Origin of the sequence: Pseudomonas yamanorum (genome assembly GCF_013386765.1) — a bacterium.
Taxonomy (GTDB): domain Bacteria; phylum Pseudomonadota; class Gammaproteobacteria; order Pseudomonadales; family Pseudomonadaceae; genus Aquipseudomonas; species Aquipseudomonas yamanorum_A.
Map to the genome: position 1 here is coordinate 63923 of NZ_JACARE010000014.1, position 20430 is coordinate 84352.

Genomic DNA, 20430 nt, shown 5'->3' on the forward strand with positions numbered 1-20430 from the left:
TCCACCCGGCACATGAAGAAGCCTGTCGCTTACCTGTTGCCCCGTTCATTGGCAAACGCACTGACGGCCTGCACCGCCTCGCTGGTGCCTTCGCGAATCTGCAGGATCACCGTGCCGGCCTGGTTGGCCAGCTCTACGCCCTGTGCGGCGCGGTCCCGGGTGCCGTCCATGCTGTCGATGGCCTGGCGGGTTTCGCTCTGGATCATCTCGATCATCGAGGAAATCTCCGCCGTTGAACCGCTGGTGCGCGCCGCCAGTTGCCGCACTTCGTCGGCCACCACCGCAAACCCGCGGCCTTGCTCACCGGCCCGCGCGGCTTCGATGGCCGCGTTCAACGCCAGCAGGTTGGTCTGGTCGGCAATCCCGCGAATGGTGTTGACGATGGCGGTGATCTGTTGCGAACGCTCGCCCAGCTTGGCGATCAGCGCGGAAGAACCGTCGATATTGGCGGCAATCTCGCGCATGCCCGTGGCGGTCTGCTGGATCACTTCGGCGCCTTTTTCGGCGATGTCCCGGGTTTGCAGCGAGATGTGATAGGCCTGGGTCGCGCTGTGTGCATCAGCGGCGTGTTTCTCCACCATGGCCGTGACGTCGGAGGCGTATTTCACCACCTTGCACAGGCGCCCGCTGGCGTCGTACACCGGGTTGTAGTTGGCTTCCAGCCACAGGACCTGGCCGTTTTTGTCGATACGTTCGAACTGGCCGTTGAACAGCTCACCCTGGTTCAGCCGCTGCCAGAAATCGCTGTAGGCGCTGCTGTTGGCCAGTTCGGGTTTGCAGAACATGCGGTGATGTTTGCCCTGGACCTGCGCCAGGGTGTAGCCCATGCGATGCAGGAAGTTCTGGTTGGCGCTGATGATGGTGCCGTCGAGGTTGAACTCGATCACCGCCATGGCGCGGTCGATGGCCTGCAACTTGGCGTTGGCTTCGCTCTCGGCCTGCATTTTCGGGGTGACGTCCATGGCGTACTTCACCACTTTCACCACGTTGCCGGATGCGTCGCGCACCGGGTTGTAGCTGGCCTCCAGCCAGATCGGCTGGCCGGCGCCGGTCACTCGTTCGAAGGTGCCCGACTGGAACTGGCCATTGCGCAGGTGCGTCCACAGCTGGCCGTACTCGGCGCTGCGGGCAAAGGCCGGGGTGCAGAACAGGCGATGGGACTGGCCCACGACCTGGTCGGCGGTGTAGCCCATGGCCTTGAGGAAATTTTCGTTGGCCCGAAGGACAGTGCCTTGCAGGTCGAATTCGATCACGGCCATGGAGCGGTCGATGGCGTCGAGAAGGCCGGCTTGCTGGGTGATCGTGGCTTGCAAGGTACTGATGGTTTTTTTATGGGCGTTGAATAGCATGGTCGTGTGCTCGGGGGAAGCAAGCGTCAGGGATTTCCATGGGGGCGCCTGCCACCGTAGGGCTCAAGCCTACGGCAAACGTGCTCATTGCCAGCTTCCTTGTGCGGGCAGAAGGGTGGAACAGCGGATTCAGAGTGGTATGGCCGGCAAGAAGTTCTACGGCGGCCGACCAATGGCGGCATTATGCTATCGGTCGGTGACGCCTGCGTTTAATTCAGACGAGTTGTAGCGGGCGGGATTCAGGCGGTGTGGGCGACCACGTAGTCGCTGATATTGACCCGGTTACGACCGGTGTCTTTGGCGGCATACAGGGCCCGATCCGCTGCGTTGAGCCACATGGCCGCGTCGCTGAAGGCGGGCTGGAACGAAGCCAGGCCAATGCTCAGGCTGACCCGCAGCTCGGGGATTTCCGGATTACGGTAGTTGCTGAACACTTCGCGCATGCGCTCCATGACCTGCGCAGCCTGTTCCAGGGGCATGTCCGGAAGAATCACACAGAACTCATCGCCGCCATAACGCCCTGCCAGGTCGTTTTCCCGCAGGTTGCGTCGCAGCTCCAGGCTCAGTTGGCGCAATACCTGGTCACCGATGATGTGCCCGTAGCTGTCGTTGATCTGCTTGAAGTGGTCGATGTCGATCAGCGCGATGGTGGCGTGGACCTGCTGTTGCTGGCACTTGTGAAACTTCAGGTGCAGCAGGTCTTTCCACGAACCATGGTTGAGCAGGCCGGTGAGGCTGTCGGTGCGGCTCAGGGCACTCAGGGCGCGTTTGTGTTCCGACAGTTTGATCGCCAGGCGGTAGCAGACCATGCCCAGGGCCATGGGATACAGAGTCAGCATCGGCAGGCAGGCGTAGACCTGGACCAGGCTGACGTCGGGGTTGAAGGTGATCCCGAACAACAGCCAGGACACGCCGACGCCCACCCCTTGCGCCACGACGCCATGGAGGAACAGGCGTTTGCCGCCGGCGGCGACGTTGTTCATGGTCATCATCGACAGGATGGTCACGGCCGTCAGGGGCGTGAACTGGGTGGTGGCCGCCCAGAACCCGCCGAGCAGCGAGTCGTACAGCAGGTTTCTTCGTTCTGCCTTGTAGGGGAAGTCGGAGCGAGAGGAGAGTTGATACGCCAGGTGCGCCCAGCCAAAACCATTGAACAGCAGCAACGTCCACACCCAGCCTGGCATGTGCAGTGGGTAAAGCGCAGCGATGACACTGATGCAGCCGATGCCCAGGCCGATGATCCTTGGCCTGTAGATACGTCTGGCAAATGACAGCCCTTTGCCTGGTTGGTTTTCCATAAATTCCTGGGTCGATTTTTCTTTTGCAGGTACGGCAGCACACGTGATCGAGAAAACCACTGGTCGGATAATACGTGTGAATATTGTCAGTTATTCGCGTAGGAATAATCAGTGTCCTTCGAGGCCATTTGCAAAGGACACACGGCAAATCCGTCAAAAAACGACCTGGGATGTCGTTCCTGCAACAGGTCAGTGCTGCGGCACGACCTCATAGCCCGCCAGGAACAGGTCGATGGCCGACTCAATAACGTTCGCCTGGGCATCGGCATCCAGGGTGGGCTGGCCCAGGGTGATCTGTGGCCAGAAGGCGAAGGCCTTGAGCAGGCTTTGCACCTGATGGGCGGCGAAGCACGGGTCGGTGCAACTGAGCCGGCCGTCTTCCTGGGCGGCGCGTACCCACTGGGTGAAGCCTTCTTCACGCATGCTCAGGCGGTTGACCATGTCCTGGGCGCGTTCCGGCGAGTGGATGGTGGCGGCAATCGCCACCCGGGCCAGGTCGAGGAAGTTGGCGTCCGACATCATGGTCATCTTGGCTTGCAGCAGCCCGCGCAGTTGCTCACGCAGCGGGCGGTCACTGGCGTAGCTGACGTCCAGTTGCGCAACGCTGCTGGCCCACAGTTGATGCAGGATCTCGGCGAACAGCTCTTCCTTGCTCGGGAAGTGGTTGTACACCGTGCGCTTGGAAACCCCGGCGGTGGCAGCGATCTTGTCCATGCTGGTGACCTCGAAACCGTTGTCGCGAAACTCGGCGATGGCGGCTGCCACGATGGCTTCGCGTTTACGGTCGGTGAGGCGCAGGGGTACAGTCATGGGAGGATTCGGCTCTGAAGGGAAACTTACACTCGGTAGTTTACTTGCTCCCGGTTTTGTTGCAATCTAGAAACTACACTGTGCAGTGTAATTTTTAGAGCAGTCTGCAGGAGTTCCTCGGTAATGGCCACGATCTCAACCCGTCTCGACAGTTCTTCTACAGCGCCCAAGTCTTCCGAACAGCATCAAGGTCACTTCACCAACCAGAAGCCCATCCAGCATGGCGGCTTGGGCAAGACCCTGGGCATCATGTGGAAGATGCTCTTCCAGAAGCCTCGCAGCACGCGGCCGGTGGGTGAGATCCCGGTGCAGCCGCTGACCCGCGAGCAACTGTTTGCCGCCCCCGACCACAGCGTTTTCCGCCTCGGGCACTCCACTGTGCTGCTGAAAATGCGCGGCAAGTTCTGGCTGACCGACCCGGTGTTCGCCGAGCGCGCATCGCCGTTCAGTTGGGCCGGCCCCAAGCGTTTCCATCAGCCACCGATCAGCCTGGAGGAGCTGCCGCCGATCGAGGCGGTGATCCTTTCCCACAATCACTACGACCACCTGGACCACAAGGCGGTGGTGCAACTGGCGGACAAGACCCGCTACTTCCTCGCGCCACTGGGTGTGGGCGATACGCTGGTCAAGTGGGGTGTGGACGCCGGCAAGGTGCGGCAACTGGACTGGTGGCAGGGCACCGAAGTCGACGGGATTCGTTTTGTCGCAACACCGGCCCAGCACTTCTCCGGGCGCGGCCTGTTCGATGGTAACCAGACGCTGTGGTGTTCGTGGGTGATGATCGATGGCCCACGGCGGATTTTCTTCAGCGGTGATACTGGTTATTTCGACGGCTTCAAGCGCATTGGCGAGCAGTACGGCCCGTTCGATCTGACGCTGATGGAAACCGGTGCCTACAACGTCGACTGGCCCCACGTTCACATGCAGCCGGAAGAAACCCTGCAGGCGCATATCGACTTGAAAGGCCGCTGGCTGCTGCCGATCCACAACGGCACGTTCGACCTGGCGTTTCACGCATGGCATGAACCCTTCGACCGCATCATGGCACTGGCCTGGGAGCGTAACGTGTCGATCACCACGCCGCCGATGGGCCGGGCGTTCATGCTCAATCAACCGGAACGCGGGCAGGCGTGGTGGTTGGAAGTCGAGCATCAAGGCAGCGAAGAGCGCGTCAGCGGGTAATGGCCGTTTGATGCTGATGCCAGGGTTTTAAAACGAGCCAGTGCCAGCCATTTCCGACAGACACCCACCCCGTTAAAGGGATGCAATCACGCCTCGAAAACCCAATTCGAGGCGTGGGAGTGTATGGACGACAAGAGTAGGAAGGTCACGGCATCGGGCGCGCCGTGCCTGTTCAAGCAGCCCGTCTCGGGGGAGAGTCCTGGTCCCCCGTCCTGCGCACCAACCGCTGGCAAGGGCGTTGTGTTTGGCGGTAAGGCGGCGGGTGCGATCACCGACTCGTCCCCTCCCCAGGGCGGCCTGGAGTTTGGCATCTCCAGTGGGTACGGCCCAAGGTTCGACATCCCCGGTCCCATGATGCACACCGTGCGCGATGCCTCGTTATCACTGATCGCCCTCAGCGGCGTCGATCCCCAGGGGCCAGTGATGGTGGAGATCCCGCCGGTCGCCGACGCCGGTCATCTGAGACATACACCGTCCTTGGCAGGCAGCCGTATTGGCTTTGCCAGCGAGTATGTTGCGGGTGGTGTTCGGGAAACGATCAGGCACAGCGCGCACTTTGTCCTGGTACTGAACGCACTGCGCGCCGCCGGTGCGCAGTTGGTGGCCGTGACTGCACGGGTGGCGGACGACACGCGCCATTTCACCCTGGACCCGGGCAACGAAATTAATGATCGGGTCACGGAAAATCGTCTGGATGGGGTGGTGGCGGATGCGCACAGTGCCACTTTTGAGCAGGCATCCGCCGCGGGCAACCCAAGCTTTTGCGTGCCCGCCGGGATGGACGCCGAAGGGGTTGCGAGGGTTGTCTGGTTTTATGGCGCGCACTGGGCGGGTGATCGCCTGGCCGCGTTGGTACGAGGTTGCCGACAGGTTTTGGAGCACCTTGAAATGCCTACTCCGTATCGCGAGTGATCGTACGCGGCGGTAAGAGTTACCCCCGAGTCATTGAATGATTCGCCTCTTAGACTGAGGCCGGGATATCGAAGGGTATCCGCAACATTCGGACAGGCAGGGGAGCTATTTATGATCGGACCAGGTTTGGGCGCGGGGTGGGGAGCAGGTCTTTTCGAGGCGGTGGTTAACCCACCGCAGGCCTATCGCAGTGCCGACGAACTGGCGGCGGACATGGCCAGGCCCGACGGGCCCGGTTCGGCTTCGCTGGTGAGGGATTCGCTGAAGTTAATCGCCAACGTGGACAAGGGCTTGCAGGGCGGCAACGCGTTTATTGAAATCAATCCGGATGCCCTTGAGAACGCCCGTGCACTTGATCAGGAGCGTGCAGTTGGCAAGGTACGCGGGCCATTGCATGGCGTGCCGATAGCGCTCAAGGATGTTTTCGAAACAGGCGACAAGATGCAGACCAGTGGTGGCTCAATGGCGCTGGTGGGCAAGCCCGCTTCAAAAAATGCCAGGGTGGTGGACAACCTGCTGAAGGCCGGTGTGGTGATTATTGGCAAAACCAACATGAGCGAGTTGTCCAATTTTCGCTCTGACATATCGACCAGTGGCTGGAGTTCCAGGGGCGGCCAAACGCTCAATCCTCATCGATTGAATGGCCAGCCGGCGGGGTCAAGCACGGGCTCGGCCGTGGCGGTGGCCCAGGGGATGGTGCCTTTGGCACTGGGCGTCGAGACCAATGGTTCGATCATCGCGCCGGCGGCCTATAACGGTGTGATTGGTTTCAAACCCACTGTGGGTCTGGTGAGTACTGAAGGGGTAATGACCAGCTCCCGCCAGGACACGGTGGGGACCTTCACCCGCAATGTACGAGATGCTGCGCAGGCACTGGATGCCATGACCGAAACGGACCGTTACACCGCCGGGCTCAATGATGATGCCTTGAAGGGCAAACGCATTGGTTACACACCGTTGCCTGAGCTATCGGCAGATGACGCAGAAGACCCAGACATAAAAGCCGACCGGCAGCATTTTGCCGACGCTCTCAAATTGCTGCAGGCCAAGGGTGCGATATTGGTGCCAGTGGGGCGGCTGGCCGCAGGCTTATCCGGCGATATCCATGCCAGTTACAGCCTCGCCCTCTACGCCGACGTTAAGCAAAAATTTGAGGCTTACCTGGCCGGGCGCGAAGGTTTGCCGGTGAAATCCTTGTCCGAGCTGATTGAATTCAACGAGCGCAACAACGGCCCGGGGGTTCCCGATCAGGGGCTGCTCACCATGATCAAAGACCTGGATATCAGTGATGAAGTGCGGGAAGGGTTATGGGCCGCTATCGGTCCGATTTTCGAGGGCGCCCTCAAGACCCCACTGACCGAGCACAAGCTCGATGCAATCGTGTCGAACTTCCTTTCGGGCAGTTACTACTACGCAGCGGCGGCCGGTTACCCCGGAATATCCGTGCCCTCGGGCATGGACGATGACGGTATGCCGACGGCACTTCACTTCTACGGCGCGAGTTTGAGCGAACCCACATTGCTTTCGGTTGCCTACGGCTATGAGCAGGCCTCCCTGGCAATCAGGGAGCCTGCGTTTATTCCCGGGCCGGGCTAGTTCAACCCATAGCGTGCGGCGGGTTTGCGGTGCGACAGGTTCGGGCCCAGTGCCAGCCGTGCGCTTTCGTAAGCCTCCCAATCGGCGTTGTCCGACAGTGAAGGGATCGTTACGGCTTCACCTTGGGCCAGGCCGGCGAGGGCAGCGTCCACCAGGTTTTCCGTGGTCATCACCATGGTTTCCGGCAGGTTGTTCACCGGCAGGCCGGCAATGTCCCAGAACTCGGTGGCGGTTGCGCCCGGCAGCACGACTTGCACCACCACGCCCTTGTCGGCCAGCTCATGCTGCAACGATTCGCTGAAGGCCTGCACGAAGGCCTTGGTGCCGCCGTATACGCCGTTTAATAGCTTGGGGGCGAGGGCGACAATCGAGCCAATGTTGATGATCGTGCCGCGACCCTGGGCGACAAAGTTGGTCGCGGCCGCCTTGGCCAGGCGGGTCAGCGCCAGCACGTTAAGCAGGATCATCGCGTCCATCTTGTCGGCGTCGGAGTCCAGCAGCGAAGCCGTGGCGCCCACGCCGGCGTTATTGACCAGCAGGCTGATACGGCTGTCTTCGTGTACGACCTGGGCGATACGTGCGAGGTCGGCTGGCAGATTCAGGTCGGCGGCTATCACCTCGACGTTACGCTGAGTGCTGGCCTTCAGGCGGGTCGCCAGTTGCTCCAGGCGTTGCTGATTGCGGGCCACCAGAATCAGATCGTAGCCCGCGTGGGCCAGGCGGTCGGCATACACCGCGCCTATGCCGGACGAAGCACCGGTGATCAGGGCATAACCTTTATGGTGTGACATGGCAGTTGCTCCAAATGGCCGGGGAGAGGATCGGCCTTGTTGGAATCAAGATTATGGGTGTAATGTGGTGGCTGCAATGTCATATATCCCACCTTTAGAGACATGAGGTTTTGCCATGGTGTCCGTCGGTATCTTGCTGTTTCCCGGCTTTCAGGTGCTCAGCCTGTCCACCAGCAGCGTGTTCGAATTTGCCAACTTCGTGGTGGGTCGACCGTTCTATCGCGTGGACTTACTCTCTGAGCACGGTGGGCCGATCAAAAGCTCCATGGGCTTTGCCATTGATAGCCTGGCGTTCGGGCAGCAGGCCTATGACACGATCGTGGTGTTGGGGGACAACGAATTACTGGAGCCCACGCCGGGCATGGTGGCTTATTTGCAGGCGTCATTGACGGCGTCGCGGCGGGTCACGTCAGCCTGTACCGGTTCGTTCCACCTGGCCGCGGCCGGGCTGTTGGAAGGGCGCAAGGCAACCACCCACTGGTACCACGCCATGACGTTTCGCCAGCGCTACCCCAATGTGAAGCTGGATGAAGACCGGATCTTCACCGTCGACGGCCCGCTCTGGACATCCGCTGGCATGACCGCCTGCATCGACCTGGCCCTGGCCTTGGTAGAGCATGACCTGGGCGTGGAAGTGGCCCGCGATGTGGCGAAGAAACTGGTGGTCTACCATCGCCGTGCCGGTGGCCAGTCGCAGTTTTCGGCGCTGCTGGAACTGGACCCCAAATCCGACCGTGTACAAACCGCTCTGGCCTGGGCCAAAGGGCACCTGCAGGAGGACCTCTCGGTGGAGCAACTGGCCGAAGCCGCACACCTCAGCCCACGCCAGTTCAGCCGACTGTTTCGCGCCGAAACTGGCCAATCGCCGGCCAAGGCGGTCGAACACCTGCGTATTGAAGCGGCGCGGTTGATGCTTGAATCCGGCAGCCACTCCATCGACGTCGTTGCCCGGGAGACGGGTTTCGGAGACCCGGAGCGCATGCGTCGGGCTTTTTTACGGGCGTTTGGCCAGCCGCCACAAATGATCCGCCGAGCGTTGCAGTTGCAGGCGTGAGTTCATGGCCCCGACGCTATGCACCATTCGGCTGCGGGGTAGTTGGATCAATCGATGCCGCTGTTGAATCCAGAAACCGGGAGATGATGCTTTTGGTGGCGGGTTGTTCCAAAGCGCTGGCGCGACCCCGCACACTCATCCCCCACCCCGGCGCAAACCCCGGGAAAAACACCAACCCTTCAGCCTCCAGGCGAAACGCCACGCTCAGGCGGACTTCATCCTCCACATCGCCATGGCTCTCAAAGCGCTGGAGGGCATCCACGTCCACATCCGCTTCCCGGGCCAGGTCTTCCCGGCTCCAGCCCAGCATCAGGCGGGCCTGTACGCTGTGGCGTGGGGTGAATTGGTGAAGGACGATCTGCTGTTCTACGGTGCTGCTCATTGCCAGAGAGGACATGGGCTTTCTCCAGGTTCGACGGGGGAGGGCAAACTATACTGTGTTTTTGTACAGTTGTTTTGACCGCTCATCAACTGGATTTTTTCGATAGGGTTGCCGCCGCTCTATTTGGCTCCTTCCAGATAGTTACTCGGTGCATGACCGAGCACCCGCCGGAACATGCTGGAAAATGCCGCCGGGTTTTCATAGCCCAAGTCCAGCGCGATCCGGGTGACAGTCTCGCCGCTGGCCAGTCGCGCCAGGGCCTGCACCACGCAGGCGCGCTGGCGCCACTGCACGAAGCTCAAGCCGGTTTGTTGGCGAAAATGCCGACTGAAGGTGCGCAGGCTAAGGTGCGAGTGTTCGGCCCATTGAACCGGTGACTGGTGCACGTCCGGCCGCTGCAGAAACGCCAGGCACAAGGCAAGCAAGCGAGGCTCCTCCGGCAGCGGAATATGCAGCGGCAAGTGCGTGGCGCGGGCCAGTTCATGCAATAGCAGGCTGACCAGCGCACCGTCGCGCCCGGTTTCGTCGTATTCAAGGGGCAACTCCACCGCGTCCATCAACAGCTGGCGCATCAATGGCGAAATGCTGATGACGTGGCAGTTGGGCCCCAGGTCGGTGACGGCGTGCGGTTCGATATACAGGCTGCGCGTCGACACCCCGAGCATCAGCACTTCATGGGGCACTTGGGCGGGAATCCACACGGCGCGCTGGGGCGGCACCACCCAATTGCCTTCCTGGGTGCTGACTTGCATCACTCCGGTGGCGCCATACAGCAACTGTCCGCGTCGATGGCTGTGGCGCTTGAGCAGGTAGCCGTGGGGATAATCGGTGCCGATCGCCACTACGGTGCGGGGCGTCAGGTCCAGTTGAGCGATGGAAACGTTGCGCATGTGGCTGACTCCGAGAGTGGCAATATCTCACACATTATTGGCCGACCTGCGCAAGCGGGCCAAGTCTTGAGTCTCTATCGTCATCAGCTCACCCCGATGCTGAAGGCGATACTCGATGTTCTATCTATTACTGGCGCTGTTCGGCTGCATGACCGGCGTGACCGCGGTGCTATTCGGGTTCGGTGGCGGGTTCGTGGTGGTGCCGTTGCTGTACGGCATGCTCCAGCTCAGCCACGACGCGGGCGTGAGTGAATCGGCGATGCATATCGCGGTCGCCACCTCCACCTGCGTGATGATCGTCAATGCGCTGATCGCCACGGGAAAACATCGGCGCAAAGGTAATCTGATTCGTCATTACCTGTGGCCGTTGGGCGGGTTTATCGCGATCGGCGCGGTGCTGGGGGCGGGTGCCGCCATGTTCGCCAGCGGCAATTTCATGCGCTACGCCTTTATCGCTTACCTGGCGCTCACCATCGCCGATTGCCTGTTGCGCCGAGGCTTTCTCAGCCACGACAACACACTCCAGCCCCGGCGCCTGGGCGGTACTGAAGTGATGGGCGGCGGCATCGCCATTGGAGTGATCGCGACATTTCTCGGGGTGGGCGGCAGCGTAATGACGGTGCCACTGTTGCGCCGTTGCGGCTTGAGCATGTCCCAGGCCACGTCCATGGCCAACCCGTTGAGCATACCGGTGGCGCTAGCCGGTACGTTTACCTACATGGTCATGGCGGGATTTGCCAAGGTGGAATTGGGCGCGTGGTTTGTCGGCTATGTCGACTTGCTGGCGTTTGCCATCCTCACGCTGGGCTCGCTGCTGGGCATTCGCCTGGCCACCCCGTGGATCGGCCGCATCCCGGACGCGCTGCATGCGCGGGTGTATATCGGGTTGTTGGGCGCGGTGATGGTGAGCATGCTGCTCTAGCTTTCCAACCCCGGCGCCTCGCGAATAATCAGGTGGTCCAGGTTCTCGATATTCGCACTGAATACCCCGAACGTTTGCTCGGGGTTCTTCTTGCTCGGCACCTGCTTGAACTCCGGCGTTACCCCATAAAAGAAGCAATACAACGGCCGCTCACTGTCCACCGCCGCCTTGATCTGTTCCAGGAACACTTTGCGCTTGCGGTAGTTCTCGATCAGTTTTTTGCTCAGGTAAACGTTGATGGAGTAGGGCTTCTTGTCGAGCCAGGCCTTCTTTTCGAAGTCGATGCGAAAGCTGCTGGTGTAGTCCTTGATCTCCTTGATCTTGCCCCAGTAGATCAGGCCTTTGTTGTCTTGCAGGTATTCGATCTTCTTGAAAAACGTCCAGTAGGTCGCGGTGTGGTCGCCGACCTTCAAGGGCATGCTTTTAAGCTTGTCCTTGTCGCCGATATTGGACACGTAGCATTCCACCGGGTGGGCGAAGACGCTGGTCTTGTCCGGGGTTGTGTCGCTTGAGCTGTGAGACGGAGGGCTGCGGGTTGCCGGCGTTTTCGGTGGCTCTTGTGGGGTGCCGCCCTCGGCACCGATCAGCGGTGTCTTGCGTTCGTATTGGCGTCGGGTCAGGACAAATTCCGACGGGAAGTTTTCTTCCGGCCCATCCTCCGCTTCACCTTTTCCGGCGTGGCGGCTGGCGTAGCGGCAGCCGTCGATATGCCGGGTGCTGGGGATATTCTTGAAGTGCGGTGTGCGCAGGTAATTGACGTTTTTCGCGTTGAACGTGCCCAGCACATTCCCCGCCGCAAACGCCGCCCGGCATTCATCGTTGGGGCACAGGAAGCTGTCCTTGTCGGAGTCGAAGGCGGCGGTTTCGTCGAAATTCAGGTCGCGCACGTCATAGATCGACAGCTTGTCGTCGAGACTCAGGCTGTAGGCCGTGTCGAATTTCATGGGGCTCGGGTCCGTGAGATATTTCGCTATTAATAGCGGGATATCGAGCAAATATCAGTAGAAATTACGCACGGGCCACCACACGTCGTCCACTCAGGAAGCACAAGGTGCCGCCCACCGCCGTCAGCCCGCTCAGTACATAGAACATCGAAGCGGGCGATGCATTGATCAGCAGGTAGCCGCAGATCACCGGGCTCAATGCGCCACCAAATGCCGCCAGGTTTTGCGCCCCGTAATAACTGCCGCGCAGGGCATCCGGGGCGATGGTGTCGATAAACAGGAATTCGGACGGGTAGATGATCATCTCCCCGAGGGTGAACACAAACATCGCGACACACCACGACACCAGGCCGTCCGCCATGCTGAAGCCGATCAACCCGGCAATGAACAGCGAGGTGCCGAGCACGATCCAGTAGCGCAGCTGTTCACGCTTGAGGAACCGGCCGATCTGGTACTGCATCAGGATCACCGTGATGGCGTTGCATGCCAGCACGGCAGAGAGAATTTTCAACGCGTTCTCCGGCTTGTAGGCCACCAGCAGAAACTGTGACAGATACAGGGTGTAGCGCCCGTGGACAATGGTGCTCAACAGGCTGCCACTGGTGAACAGGATCAAGGTGCGATCGCTGCGCAGCGTCCTCAGGGTGCTGAGAAAACTCAAGGGTTTGTTGCTGTCGTCGCGCTGGGTCGGCGGGATGCCGATCATCAGGAACAGGCTGCCAAAGGCAATCGCGCTGGCGATCAGGAACGGCGCCAGGGGCATCTGGCCGGCAATCACCACACCGAGCATCGGGCCGGTGGCGTAGCCGACATTGGTCAGGGTGTAGCGCAGGGAAAACACCTTGGCGCGCTGGCCCACCGGCAGGTTCTCGCTGATGATCGCCTTGGAGCCGATCAGGAACAGCGCCGACGCGGCTTCGGTGATCACCAGGGTCAGGGTGGTCAGGTACAGGTTGCTGGCAAAGGTCAGTAACAGAAAACCGATGGAGCTGGAGAGCATCGCCAGGATCAGCAGCTTGCGCTTTTCCAGGCGGTCGATGATGTAGCCGCCGTAGAGGCCCAGCAGGGTGGCGATGAATACGGCGATGCCCATCAGCAAGCCGATGTCTTGCTGGTTGAGGCCCAGGCGGGTGCTGAGCAACAGCGCGAGTAGCGGACTGGTCATGGCGCGGCTGACGACGATGGTCACCGAGCAGATCATCAGGCGGCGGATTACCAGGGAGTACGTGGCCACGGTGGGGCGGATGTCCTTATTCTTGGGGCTGGTTACTATCTTTCATACACAGTTGTTCCCTGTGGGAGTCGGGCTTGCCCGCGATTGCGGTGTGTCAGTCAATATTTCTGGTGACTGACACACCGCAATCGCGGGCAAGCCCGGCTCCCACAGGGTTACGTGTTGTTACTGGCCGGCGTTGATGCTGATCTTCTGAACCGCACCTTGCTCCAGATCCCACTTCTTCAGAATCTTGCCGTAGGTCCCGTCATCAATCATGCCCTGCAGCGCTTCGCTGATGGCCGTGACCAATTCGGTATTGCTCTTCTCAATCCCAAGCCCCGTGAACTGCTTGGAAATCGCCAGGCCCACCGGCTTGTACTTACCCTTGTCCAGCGACATCAGGTAAGGAATGGTTTCGCTGCCCTGCATCGCCGCATCCAGACGGTTCTGTTGCAACTGCGCCCGGGCATCCGCCGAACCTTCAGTGCCAATCACCACGATCGCTGGCTTACCGGCCTTTTCGCAGTTTTCCTTACTCCACGCGGCAATTTCCGACGGCCAGGTAGTACGTCGGCTGGTGCCGACTTTCTTACCGCACAGGTCAGTCAATTCCTTGAGGTCTTCACGCTTGGCCAGGGTGTAGAACTGCGGGCCACTGGTGAAGTAATCGATAAAGGTCACCGCCTTTTGGCGCTCGGCGGTGTCGCTCATGCCCGACAGCACGATGTCCACGCGCTTGGTGGTCAGGCCGCTGAGCATTTGTTCGAAGCCGGTTTCCTGCCACTTGATCTTCACACCCAGGCGCTCGGCCAGGGCGTTGCCCAGGTCAAAGTCCAGGCCGGTGAGTTTGTTGGTGGCGGTGTCCTTGAAATCCATCGGCGGATAGTTCGGCACGATGGCCGCGCTGATCTCACCCTTGTCCTTGATCGCTGCCGGCAATGCCGCCAAAACCGAAGTGGAGGCCATCAGGCCTACGAGCAAACTTGGAAGAAACAGATTTTTCATGGGGGCGTTCTCGTTAGTTTTTTAGTTAAGTGCGAACGGCAGAAATAAAGCTTTGGGTACGCGGGTTTTGTGGGCTTATTAGAATTTCTTCAGGGCTGCCGGCTTCCACAATCTGGCCGGCATCCATAAACACCATGCGGTTGGACACTTCGCGGGCGAAGCCCAATTCATGGGTGACCACAATCATGGTCATGCCGGTGGTGGCCAAATCGCGCATCACCGACAGCACTTCTCCTACCAGTTCCGGGTCGAGAGCTGACGTGGGTTCGTCAAACAACATCAGCTTGGGGCGCATCGCCAACGCACGGGCAATCGCCACACGCTGTTGCTGCCCACCAGACAATTCCACCGGGTAGGCATTGCGCTTGTCCGCCAGGCCAACCCGGGCCAGCAACTCCAGTGCGTCCTCGGTGGCTTCCTTGGGCGAGCGCTTGAGCACCTGGCACGGGCCTTCGATGATGTTTTGCAACACGGTCATGTGCGGGAACAAATTGAATCGCTGAAACACCATGCCGGTGGCCAAGCGCTGACGGGCGATCTGTGATTCATTCAACTCATGCAGCTTGTTGCCGACGACCCGGTAACCCACCAGTTCGCCGTCGACCCACAGGCCGCCCTTGTCGATTTTTTCCAGCTGATTGACGCAGCGCAGCAGGGTACTTTTGCCGGAACCGGACGGGCCGATAATGCACAGCACTTCGCCTTGCTCGACTTCCAGGTTGATGTCCTGCAGCGCGTGATACTGGTCGTAATACTTGTTCAGGTTCACGGCCTTGACGATGCTTCTCATGGGCAAATCTCCTCAGTCAGGGCTTACGAACGCTTGCCGGCGCCGCGGGCAAAACGACGCTCAAGGCGGCTCTGACCGAATGAAAGAACAGTCACCACCGCCAGGTACCAGATGCCGGCAACAATCAGCAACTCCATGACCCGGGCGTTGGCGTAGTAGATGTTTTGCGCGTTGTGCAGCAGCTCCGAGTACTGGATCACACTCGCCAGGCTGGTCATTTTCACCATGCTGATGAACTCGTTGCCTACAGGCGGAATGATCACCCGCATCGCCTGGGGCAGAATCACCCTACGCAGCGCCTGAAGGCTCGGCATGCCGATGGACTTGGCGGCTTCGTACTGGCCGGTGTCCACCGACAACAGGCCGGCGCGCACCACTTCAGCGGTGTAGGCACCCTGGTTGATACTCAGGCCGAGGAGGGCGGCCACGAACGGCGTCATCAGGTCCACGGTGTCGATGCTGAACAGGCCGGGAATCGCGATCACCGGGAAAATCAGCGCCAGGTTGAACCACAACAGCAGTTGCAGGATCAGCGGTGTGCCACGAAACAGCCAGGTGTAGGTGATGGCCACGTAACGCAGGATCGGGTTGGCCGACATGCGCATGATGGCGGTGATCACCCCGATCACCACGCCCAGCGCCATGGCCAGGATCGACATGATGATGGTGTTCACCAGGCCCCAGATGATCGCCTCGGACGTGAGGAACTGACCGATGTAGGACCATTCGATTTGACCGTTGGCGAACGCACGCAGTAAGGCGGCCAGGGCGATCACGATCAACGTGGCAAAAAACATCCGACCGTAATATCGACGTGGCACGTGCTCGTACTGGGTGATATCGAACTGGTTCTCGGTCTGCTGGCGCTCGGCTTGCAAGCGCTCTGCCGGGGTTTGTTTCATGGTGACTCTCCAAAACAACGATCTAACTGGATACCAACATCCTTGTAGGAGCCCGGCTTGCCGGCGATTGCGCTCTCAAGAACGCCATCGCCGGCAAGCCGGGCTCCTACAAGGTGGGCGCTAAATTCGAAAGCCGGTGTAACTCTCTGCCCATTGCTGCTGGCCTGCCAGAGCCACCTTCAACCGCCCAATCTGCTCCCTCACCCGCTCCGGCGCCGTCCCACCCCAACCACTGCGCGCCGCAATCGCCGCTTCCAGGGTCAGGCACTCACGCACCTCAGGTGTCAGGCGTGTATCCACCTCTGCCAACAGCGCCGGCGAGGCTTCCCACAATTCAATCTCATGCTTCTCACAGGCCTGCACCAAGGCGCCGGTAATCTCATGGGCCTCCTTGAACGGCACACCGCGGGTGGCCAGCCAATCCGCCACCTCAGTCGCCAGGGTGAATCCCATCGGCGCCTGGCGCCGCAGCTCTTCCACCTGCACCTTCATCGTCGCGACCATCCCGGCCATCGCAGGCAGCACCAGCAGCAACGTATCCACGCTGTCCAACACACTGTGCTTGTCTTCACTCAAATCGCGGTTGTACGACAGCGGCAAGGATTTGAGCGTCGACATCAAGCCGGTCAGGTTGCCAATCAAACGTCCCGCTTTACCCCGCGCCAGTTCGGCAATGTCCGGGTTCTTCTTCTGCGGCATGATGGAGCTACCGGTGGCGTAGGCATCGTCCAACTGCACCCAGCGAAACTGGCGCGACGACCACAGGCAAAACTCCTCCGACAGCCGCGAAATATTCACCCCGAGCATGCCCGCCACAAACAGAAACTCCGCCACATGGTCACGACTGGCTACAGCATCGATAGAGTTTTCGCACGGCCCGGTGTAACCCATCTCCTTGGCGGAATGCTCTGGCTGGCGAGCAATCGCCGAACCTGCCATTGCTGCTGCACCCAACGGCGACAACGCCGTACGCGCATCCCAATCCACCAGGCGCTGCACATCCCGCAGCATCGATTGCGCATGGGCCAGCAAGTGATGGGCGAACACGATCGGCTGAGCCTGCTGCAAGTGGGTGAAGCCCGGGCAGATGCTCTCGATATGCTGCTCGGCCTGGTCCACCAGCGCCTGCTGCAAACCCAGCACCTCGGTGGTGATGGTGCGCGCGTGGTCCCGTAGGAACAGGCGCAAATCGTTGGCCGTCTGGTCGTTACGCGAACGCCCGGCGCGCAACTTGCCGCCCAGGGCGCCCAACCGCTCGGTCAACACCCGCTCGATGAAGGTGTGCACATCCTCGTCATCCAGCGTCGGGTGCAGGCGGCCAGCGGCAAAGTCCTCACCAATCCGGTCCAGCGCTTCCAGGGTGCGCAAGGTTTCCGACTCATCCAGCAACCCGGCCCTCTGCAACTCACGGGCATGGGCCCGGGAGCCGGCCAGGTCGTAGGGCGTCAGACGAAAATAGCGCTCAGGGCAACGGGACAGCGCCGCCAAAGCAGCAGACGGGCCGGACTTGAAACGAGCACCCCAGAGGCGATCGGTGGGCTGAGACATGGTGTTCCTCACGCTTGTTTTTAGAAGTGACAAGCCCGATGGACGTGGCTTGGCCTTATGGATTCGGAGGGCAGTAACAAAACAAAAAGTCCTGATCGAAGTGTCAGGTTCTCAGGGCGTTAAATCAGCCGGTAAAAGCTGTTCAACCCGCTATATTCAAGGTTGCCAAGGGCGGTTAAGTATGTTCATTATTGCCGCCCGGCGATGTTCATGGAGTAGGTCAAAGCCTGTTGAATATGGCACTTGAGGTCAACACGTATTATGGAAACCCCACTTTCCAATTCTGGAAACATACCGCCAAAACCCGGCACAAGACCTCCGCTGCAACTCAGCGGCCTGGACTTCAAATTGTTGCGGGTGTTCAAGGCTGTGGTCGAAGCGGGCGGCTTCAGCGCGGCGCAGAACGAGCTGAATGTGGGCCTGGCGGCGATCAGCAAACAGATTTCCGACCTGGAAATTCGCATCGGCATGCGCCTGTGTACACGAGGCCGGGAAGGGTTTGGCCTGACCGAAGAAGGCAAGTTGGTCTATCAGGCGTCCATTGAATTATTTGCCTCGGTGGACAGTTTCAGAGACAAGCTTAGTTCGGCGCAGAATGAACTGATCGGCGACCTTAGTGTGGGCGTTATTGATAACACCGTATCGGACGTTAATTCGCCGCTGATTAAAGCGCTGGGGAAATTACATACAGAGTCGCCGAAAATAAGATTACGCCTACATGCCTCGCAACTGGACGAAGTTGAACGGGGCGTGGTGGAAGGGCGGCTGATTGTCGGCATCGTGCCGGTGTACCAGCGACGGGAAGAATTCGATTATTTCCCGCTGTACGAAGAAAAGTCCCACGCGTACTGCGCCGTCGGGCATCCGCTGTTTGAAGCGAGTGACATCAATGCAGATGTGTTGCGCCAGCATGAAGTGGTCAACCATCGGTACGCGATCCACAGCGACAAAGCCAACTTCGTCAGCTACGACAGCCAGTCCGCCTCGGCCTCACAAGTTGAAGCCGTGGCCATCCTCATCCTCACCGGCCGCTTCCTGGGCTTCCTCCCCGACCACTACGCCACGCCGCTGGTGAAGGAAGGGCGCCTGCGCGTGTTATGCCCGGAACAGATCCACCTGAGCACGCCGTTCAACGTCATCCTCAAGCACAACACCCCGCGCAGCCCACTGGTAAAAGCCTTCGCGACGGCGCTGGGCGTGGATCTCAAAGCGCCAATCTAACGAACTCCCACCAACTCGAAGGATGTACAAAGATCACCTGTGGGAGCTGTCGAGCCCCAGCGAGGCTGCGATGGGATCACCTCGGTCTACCTGCAGACACCACCCACCCGCATCACCGCTGCAACTTGCCCAACTTCTTCTTCGAATGAAAATGCCGAAAATGCGCATCCTGCGCCGCCACCAACAGCTACCTGTTCGGCTACGCTCGTCGGGTAGCTGCTATAGAGCTATGCAATAGAGCACCTGCAAACTATCATTCCTACCTGTCTTCCCCTGCCTTGAGAGGTGTTCCTTATGTCTACTGGAACGATCTTCACCAATAACCGTACACAAAATATCCGTATCCCTGCTGACATGCGTTTTCCCGCTGGGGTGAAAACCGTAGAGGTGCGTGCCGTGGGGCGCGAACTGATTATTTCGCCGGTTGAAAACACTTGGGACAGCTTTTTCCTTGCAAGCGAATCGGTATCTGATGACTTTATGGAGGAGCGCGCCGACCAAACCCAGCAAGAGCGAGAGTCCTTTGATGATTAAGTACATGCTTGATACGAACATCGTGATCTACATCATCAAGCGTCGGCCTATGGAAATACTGGAAAAATTCAATGCGAATGTAGGGCGTATGGTGATCTCTTCGATCACCCTCGCAGAATTGATGCACGGTGCCGAAAAGAGCCAGTTTGTTGAGAAAAATACTCGAGCGGTGGAGGACTTCATCTCCCGGCTTGACGTCATTCACTACGATGACAAGGCCGCTTTTCACTACGGCTCGATCCGTTCCGATCTCGAAAAGAAGGGCACTCCAATCGGCGTAAATGACCTGCACATTGCGGGCCACGCCAGAAGCTCAGGATTGGTCCTGGTGACTAACAACGAAGGTGAGTTCAAGCGAGTGAATGGCTTGATCGTGGAAAACTGGATCGCCGCCTAGGGCAGTCAATCCAGGGCACACAGATAGGTTGTCCAGGCGATTCAGCGTTGCTTGATTCGTTTCTTCTTCGCATGAAAATGCCGAAAATGCGCATCCTGCGCCGCCGCCAACAACTCCCGATCCCCGCGCGTATCACCCCAGGCTCTGAGCCGATACTCCCCCAGATCCCCATAAACCGCCTCAAGCCGAAGCACCTTATTCTCACACCGGCAATTATTCCCGGTGAGCTTGCCCGTCAACACCCCGTCAACCACCTCAAGCTCAGTGCCAATCAACCTGATCCCAAGCCGATCCGCAAACGGCTGCAGCACCAACGCCGGCGACGCCGAACACAGCGTCACCACCGCCCCGGACTTCAGCTCATCGGCCACCGATTGCAGCCCGGTTGGGCGCATCAACTTGTTCCAATACGCCTGGCAATACTCGTCCGCTTTCTGCTGAACCCACGCCTTGTCCACACCGGTCATAAAGGTGCGGATCAACTGCGCCTTGAGTTCATCACGGCTGATGACGCGCAACAGAAACTGCGCGCCAGGCACGGCCAGCTTCACCATCCTGCGCACGAATTCGCCTTTACCAAAGGCGAACTTCAGGAACGGCACGAAGCTGTCGTGGTGGGTCAGGGTGCCGTCGAAGTCAAAGACGGAGAGTACTTTGGCATCCAAGGGGCCGGATTCGAGCATGTCT

21 protein-coding genes are annotated in these 20430 nt (G+C 59.7%); 8 read left to right on the forward strand and 13 right to left on the reverse strand.

Annotated features, from left to right (window positions below; all coding sequences use genetic code 11):
- Nucleotides 1–29: 29 nt before the first annotated feature.
- The 3 genes from HX875_RS08675 to HX875_RS08685 form a co-directional block, all read right to left on the reverse strand.
- Complete coding sequence (locus tag HX875_RS08675; protein WP_177042879.1) at nucleotides 30–1349, reverse strand: methyl-accepting chemotaxis protein; 1320 nt, start codon at nucleotides 1347–1349, stop codon at nucleotides 30–32.
- A 239-nt stretch (nucleotides 1350–1588) separates the two neighbouring features.
- A complete protein-coding gene (locus HX875_RS08680) occupies nucleotides 1589–2647 on the reverse strand; it encodes a diguanylate cyclase (RefSeq protein ID WP_177042880.1) in 1059 nt (352 codons plus the stop codon).
- Nucleotides 2648–2836: 189 nt separating this feature from the next.
- Nucleotides 2837–3457: a TetR/AcrR family transcriptional regulator gene (locus HX875_RS08685; RefSeq protein ID WP_177042881.1), complete on the reverse strand. Its 621-nt coding sequence runs from the start codon at nucleotides 3455–3457 to the stop codon at nucleotides 2837–2839.
- A 123-nt stretch (nucleotides 3458–3580) separates the two neighbouring features.
- On the opposite strand from HX875_RS08685, the gene HX875_RS08690 reads away from it, so the two are divergent.
- The 3 genes from HX875_RS08690 (at nucleotide 3581) to HX875_RS08700 (ending at nucleotide 7147) form a co-directional block, all read left to right on the forward strand.
- Complete coding sequence (locus HX875_RS08690) at nucleotides 3581–4639, forward strand: MBL fold metallo-hydrolase (protein WP_177042882.1); 1059 nt, start codon at nucleotides 3581–3583, stop codon at nucleotides 4637–4639.
- 123 nt (nucleotides 4640–4762) lie between these two features.
- Complete coding sequence (locus HX875_RS08695) at nucleotides 4763–5551, forward strand: hypothetical protein (RefSeq protein WP_177042883.1); 789 nt, start codon at nucleotides 4763–4765, stop codon at nucleotides 5549–5551.
- Between the two features lie 201 nt (nucleotides 5552–5752).
- The gene (locus HX875_RS08700) at nucleotides 5753–7147 is read left to right on the forward strand and encodes an amidase family protein (protein ID WP_177043104.1); all 1395 of its coding nucleotides are present in this window, start codon (nucleotides 5753–5755) and stop codon (nucleotides 7145–7147) included.
- Here the strand turns inward: HX875_RS08700 and HX875_RS08705 are convergent.
- On the reverse strand, nucleotides 7144–7938 hold the full coding sequence (locus HX875_RS08705; RefSeq protein WP_177042884.1) for an SDR family NAD(P)-dependent oxidoreductase: 795 nt from the start codon (nucleotides 7936–7938) through the stop codon (nucleotides 7144–7146). The genes HX875_RS08700 and HX875_RS08705 overlap by 4 nt on opposite strands.
- Before the next feature lie 115 nt (nucleotides 7939–8053).
- Here HX875_RS08705 and HX875_RS08710 point away from each other — a divergent pair, with 115 nt between their 5' ends.
- Nucleotides 8054–8992, forward strand: coding sequence for a GlxA family transcriptional regulator (locus tag HX875_RS08710; protein WP_177042885.1), 939 nt, complete (start codon nucleotides 8054–8056; stop codon nucleotides 8990–8992).
- Nucleotides 8993–9008: 16 nt separating this feature from the next.
- On the opposite strand, the gene HX875_RS08715 is transcribed toward HX875_RS08710, so the two are convergent.
- Together HX875_RS08715 and HX875_RS08720 are read right to left on the reverse strand one after the other, a co-directional pair.
- Nucleotides 9009–9389, reverse strand: a complete 381-nt coding sequence (locus HX875_RS08715; protein WP_177042886.1) for a helix-turn-helix domain-containing protein — start codon at nucleotides 9387–9389, stop codon at nucleotides 9009–9011.
- Between the two features lie 104 nt (nucleotides 9390–9493).
- On the reverse strand, nucleotides 9494–10264 hold the full coding sequence (locus HX875_RS08720; protein WP_177042887.1) for an AraC family transcriptional regulator: 771 nt from the start codon (nucleotides 10262–10264) through the stop codon (nucleotides 9494–9496).
- Nucleotides 10265–10379: 115 nt separating this feature from the next.
- Between HX875_RS08720 and HX875_RS08725 the strand changes: the two genes are divergently transcribed.
- Nucleotides 10380–11186, forward strand: coding sequence for a sulfite exporter TauE/SafE family protein (locus tag HX875_RS08725; RefSeq protein WP_177042888.1), 807 nt, complete (start codon nucleotides 10380–10382; stop codon nucleotides 11184–11186).
- Here the strand turns inward: HX875_RS08725 and HX875_RS08730 are convergent.
- From HX875_RS08730 to argH, 6 genes are all read right to left on the reverse strand, one after another.
- A complete protein-coding gene (locus HX875_RS08730) occupies nucleotides 11183–12130 on the reverse strand; it encodes a hypothetical protein (protein WP_177042889.1) in 948 nt (315 codons plus the stop codon). The genes HX875_RS08725 and HX875_RS08730 overlap by 4 nt on opposite strands.
- Nucleotides 12131–12194: 64 nt before the next feature.
- A complete protein-coding gene (locus HX875_RS08735) occupies nucleotides 12195–13364 on the reverse strand; it encodes an MFS transporter (protein ID WP_177042890.1) in 1170 nt (389 codons plus the stop codon).
- Between the two features lie 165 nt (nucleotides 13365–13529).
- Entirely contained in the window at nucleotides 13530–14351 is an 822-nt protein-coding gene (locus HX875_RS08740; protein ID WP_177042891.1) for an ABC transporter substrate-binding protein, read from the reverse strand.
- A 25-nt stretch (nucleotides 14352–14376) separates the two neighbouring features.
- Complete coding sequence (locus HX875_RS08745) at nucleotides 14377–15141, reverse strand: amino acid ABC transporter ATP-binding protein (RefSeq protein WP_003211502.1); 765 nt, start codon at nucleotides 15139–15141, stop codon at nucleotides 14377–14379.
- A 23-nt stretch (nucleotides 15142–15164) separates the two neighbouring features.
- A complete protein-coding gene (locus tag HX875_RS08750; RefSeq protein WP_003211504.1) occupies nucleotides 15165–16043 on the reverse strand; it encodes an amino acid ABC transporter permease in 879 nt (292 codons plus the stop codon).
- 120 nt (nucleotides 16044–16163) lie between these two features.
- Nucleotides 16164–17591 carry an argininosuccinate lyase gene (argH, locus tag HX875_RS08755; RefSeq protein WP_177042892.1) on the reverse strand — a complete coding sequence of 476 codons (1428 nt, stop codon included), beginning with the start codon at nucleotides 17589–17591 and terminating at the stop codon, nucleotides 16164–16166.
- 261 nt (nucleotides 17592–17852) lie between these two features.
- Here argH and HX875_RS08760 point away from each other — a divergent pair, with 261 nt between their 5' ends.
- The 3 genes from HX875_RS08760 (at nucleotide 17853) to vapC (ending at nucleotide 19743) form a co-directional block, all read left to right on the forward strand.
- Complete coding sequence (locus HX875_RS08760) at nucleotides 17853–18812, forward strand: LysR family transcriptional regulator (RefSeq protein ID WP_177042893.1); 960 nt, start codon at nucleotides 17853–17855, stop codon at nucleotides 18810–18812.
- A gap of 294 nt (nucleotides 18813–19106) precedes the next feature.
- Nucleotides 19107–19346, forward strand: coding sequence for a type II toxin-antitoxin system VapB family antitoxin (gene vapB / locus HX875_RS08765; RefSeq protein ID WP_008432930.1), 240 nt, complete (start codon nucleotides 19107–19109; stop codon nucleotides 19344–19346).
- A complete protein-coding gene (gene vapC / locus HX875_RS08770; protein WP_026077784.1) occupies nucleotides 19339–19743 on the forward strand; it encodes a type II toxin-antitoxin system tRNA(fMet)-specific endonuclease VapC in 405 nt (134 codons plus the stop codon). Before vapB ends, vapC begins: the two co-directional genes overlap by 8 nt.
- Before the next feature lie 41 nt (nucleotides 19744–19784).
- Here vapC and HX875_RS08775 read toward each other — a convergent pair whose 3' ends face one another.
- Nucleotides 19785–20426, reverse strand: coding sequence for an HAD-IB family hydrolase (locus HX875_RS08775; protein ID WP_177042894.1), 642 nt, complete (start codon nucleotides 20424–20426; stop codon nucleotides 19785–19787).
- Nucleotides 20427–20430 lie beyond the last annotated feature (4 nt).

Excerpts from the sequence above, each read along its gene's own strand:
- HX875_RS08675 (WP_177042879.1), bottom strand. The coding sequence starts at position 1,349 with ATGCTATTCAACGCCCATAAAAAAACCATCAGTACCTTGCAAGCCACG.
- HX875_RS08680 (WP_177042880.1), bottom strand. The coding sequence starts at position 2,647 with ATGGAAAACCAACCAGGCAAAGGGCTGTCATTTGCCAGACGTATCTAC.
- HX875_RS08685 (WP_177042881.1), bottom strand. The coding sequence starts at position 3,457 with ATGACTGTACCCCTGCGCCTCACCGACCGTAAACGCGAAGCCATCGTG.
- HX875_RS08690 (WP_177042882.1), top strand. The coding sequence starts at position 3,581 with ATGGCCACGATCTCAACCCGTCTCGACAGTTCTTCTACAGCGCCCAAG.
- HX875_RS08695 (WP_177042883.1), top strand. The coding sequence starts at position 4,763 with ATGGACGACAAGAGTAGGAAGGTCACGGCATCGGGCGCGCCGTGCCTG.
- HX875_RS08705 (WP_177042884.1), bottom strand. The coding sequence starts at position 7,938 with ATGTCACACCATAAAGGTTATGCCCTGATCACCGGTGCTTCGTCCGGC.
- HX875_RS08710 (WP_177042885.1), top strand. The coding sequence starts at position 8,054 with ATGGTGTCCGTCGGTATCTTGCTGTTTCCCGGCTTTCAGGTGCTCAGC.
- HX875_RS08715 (WP_177042886.1), bottom strand. The coding sequence starts at position 9,389 with ATGTCCTCTCTGGCAATGAGCAGCACCGTAGAACAGCAGATCGTCCTT.
- HX875_RS08720 (WP_177042887.1), bottom strand. The coding sequence starts at position 10,264 with ATGCGCAACGTTTCCATCGCTCAACTGGACCTGACGCCCCGCACCGTA.
- HX875_RS08725 (WP_177042888.1), top strand. The coding sequence starts at position 10,380 with ATGTTCTATCTATTACTGGCGCTGTTCGGCTGCATGACCGGCGTGACC.
- HX875_RS08730 (WP_177042889.1), bottom strand. The coding sequence starts at position 12,130 with ATGAAATTCGACACGGCCTACAGCCTGAGTCTCGACGACAAGCTGTCG.
- HX875_RS08740 (WP_177042891.1), bottom strand. The coding sequence starts at position 14,351 with ATGAAAAATCTGTTTCTTCCAAGTTTGCTCGTAGGCCTGATGGCCTCC.
- HX875_RS08745 (WP_003211502.1), bottom strand. The coding sequence starts at position 15,141 with ATGAGAAGCATCGTCAAGGCCGTGAACCTGAACAAGTATTACGACCAG.
- HX875_RS08750 (WP_003211504.1), bottom strand. The coding sequence starts at position 16,043 with ATGAAACAAACCCCGGCAGAGCGCTTGCAAGCCGAGCGCCAGCAGACC.
- argH (WP_177042892.1), bottom strand. The coding sequence starts at position 17,591 with ATGTCTCAGCCCACCGATCGCCTCTGGGGTGCTCGTTTCAAGTCCGGC.
- HX875_RS08760 (WP_177042893.1), top strand. The coding sequence starts at position 17,853 with ATGGAAACCCCACTTTCCAATTCTGGAAACATACCGCCAAAACCCGGC.
- vapB (WP_008432930.1), top strand. The coding sequence starts at position 19,107 with ATGTCTACTGGAACGATCTTCACCAATAACCGTACACAAAATATCCGT.
- vapC (WP_026077784.1), top strand. The coding sequence starts at position 19,339 with ATGATTAAGTACATGCTTGATACGAACATCGTGATCTACATCATCAAG.
- HX875_RS08775 (WP_177042894.1), bottom strand. The coding sequence starts at position 20,426 with ATGCTCGAATCCGGCCCCTTGGATGCCAAAGTACTCTCCGTCTTTGAC.